The following is a 2286-nucleotide window of genomic DNA, read 5'->3' as shown; positions in this document are numbered from 1 at the left end:
CGGGTTAGATGACATAGCGTTCGTCCTCGCGGGCGGACAGTTCAAGGTGGTCGGATTCCACCAGACCTGCGGCCAGGGTATTGCCGTCGGAGGGGTCGATGACCAGGAAAGCTCCGGTACGGCGGAAGTTCACGTAGTTGTCCACCGGCAACGCAGATGCGAGCCTGATGTGGACGGTCCCGATGTCGTTGAGCTCAAGGCCCGACGCCGGTTGATCGGCGAACGAGGACAGATCCAGCTTGTTGATGACCTGGCGAACCAAGCCCTGGACCGTCTTGCTGCCGTGCTTGATGAGGAGCCGCGAGCCCTCTTTGAGCGGCTTCGGTGAGAGCCAACAGAGTGCGGCGTACAGGTCCTGGGTGGGTTGCGGGAGTTGCGCGACCGACGTGCCCGAGCCGGCCTCGGCAAGCAGGTCGCCACGGGCGATGTCGATGTCGTCGGCCAGGCGCAGCACCACAGACTGCGGTGCGAAGGCTTCCTCCAGTTCCTGCCCGGCGAAATCGATGCCTGTCACGGTGGTCTCGCGTCCGGACGGCTGCACAGTGACGGCGTCGCCCACGCGGATGGAGCCTGCCGCGACCTGGCCCGCGTACCCGCGGTAGTCGCGATACGTGTCGGCGTCCAGTCCCGGCGCCACGGCGCCCTGCGGGCGGATGACGGTCTGCACCGGGAAGCGGAAAGCTTCGATGTCAGTTTCAAGGTCAGCGAGCGCCGGCAACTGCTCGAGGGTCTCCAGCAACGAGGGCCCGCCGTACCACGGTGTCTTCCCGGACCGGTCCACCACGTTGTCGCCCTCGAGGGCGGATACAGGGATGATTGCGGGCTCGTCGACCTTCAGTTCACGTGCAGCCTGCTTCAGCTGCGCTTCGACGTCGCGGAACACGTCCTCGCTGTAGTCCACGAGGTCGATCTTGTTCACCGCAACGATGATGTGGGCCACGCGCAGCAGGCGCGCCACGGCCAGGTGCCGGCGGGTCTGCTCCAGCACACCCTTGCGGGCGTCAATGAGTACGACGACGGCGTCCGCCGTGGAGGCACCTGTCACCGTGTTCTTGGTGTACTGCACGTGCCCCGGGGTGTCCGCCAGGATGAAGGTGCGGTTGGCGGTGGCGAAATAGCGGTAGGCCACGTCGATGGTGATGCCCTGCTCGCGTTCGGCCCGCAGGCCGTCGGTGAGGAGTGCGAGATCAAGGCCGCCACGTTCCCCACCGAAACCGCGCTCCGCGGAGGTGCGGGCAACGGCGTCGAGCTGGTCTGCGAGGACCGACTTGCTGTCATGCAGGAGGCGGCCCACGAGGGTGGACTTGCCGTCGTCGACGGAGCCGGCCGTAGCAAACCTGAAAAGGGTTGAGTGCTCGAGTGCTGTCTCAACAGCGGTGGGGGTAGACATCAGAAGTAGCCGTCCTTCTTGCGGTCTTCCATGGCGGCTTCCGAGATCCGGTCGTCCGCGCGGGTGGCGCCGCGTTCGGTGAGTGTACTGAGGGCGACTTCCCGGACTACTGCCGCGACGGTCGCTGCGTCGGATTCCACTGCTCCGGTACAGGACATGTCACCGACCGTCCGGTAGCGGACCGTTCGCGTTTCGACAATTTCCTTCTCGGTGGGCTGTGAGACGTCACCGACCGCGCGCCACATGCCGTCGCGGCGGAAAACCTCGCGCTCGTGGGCGTAATACAGGCCCGGTAGCTCGATATTTTCCCGCTCGATGTAGCGCCAGACGTCCAGCTCGGTCCAGTTGCTGATCGGGAAGGCACGCACGTGCTGACCGACGGTGTGGCGGCCGTTGTAAAGGTTCCACAGCTCCGGCCGCTGGTTGCGCGGATCCCACTGGCCGAACTCATCACGCAGGCTGAGGATGCGCTCCTTGGCACGCGCCTTGTCCTCATCGCGCCGTCCGCCACCGAAGACGGCGTCGAACCGGTTGGCGTTGATGGTGTCCAGCAGCGGCACAGTCTGCAGCGGGTTACGCGTACCGTCGGCGCGCTCGCTCAGCTCGCCACGGTCGATGTACTCCTGGACCGACCCCACAACGAGCCTGACTCCCAGCCGCTCCACGGTGCGATCGCGGAACTCGAGAACCTCGGGGAAGTTGTGACCGGTGTCCACATGCAGCACCGGGAACGGAACCTTGCCGGGCCAGAACGCCTTGGTAGCAAGGTGCAGCATGACCACGGAGTCCTTGCCGCCGGAGAACAGCAGCGCGGGCCGCTCGAACTCGGCGACAACTTCACGAATGATGTGAATGGCTTCGGACTCGAGGGCGTCAAGGGAGGAGAGCCGCTTCGC

Annotated in this window: 2 protein-coding genes; both read right to left on the bottom strand. The window is 65.5% G+C overall.

Annotation, left to right across the window (positions count from 1 at the left end; genetic code table 11):
• Nucleotides 1-4: 4 nt before the first annotated feature.
• Entirely contained in the window at nucleotides 5-1390 is a 1386-nt protein-coding gene (locus RIF85_RS15705) for a GTP-binding protein (RefSeq protein ID WP_309072833.1), read from the bottom strand.
• The coding region (cysD, locus tag RIF85_RS15700) for a sulfate adenylyltransferase subunit CysD (RefSeq protein WP_309072832.1) at nucleotides 1390-2286 on the bottom strand (897 nt) is incomplete at its 5' end. The genes cysD and RIF85_RS15705, both read right to left, overlap by 1 nt.

Source organism: Arthrobacter sp. (genome assembly GCF_031179385.1).
Lineage (GTDB): Bacteria > Actinomycetota > Actinomycetes > Actinomycetales > Micrococcaceae > Arthrobacter_D.
This window is presented reverse-complemented; position numbering and strand designations above follow the sequence as displayed.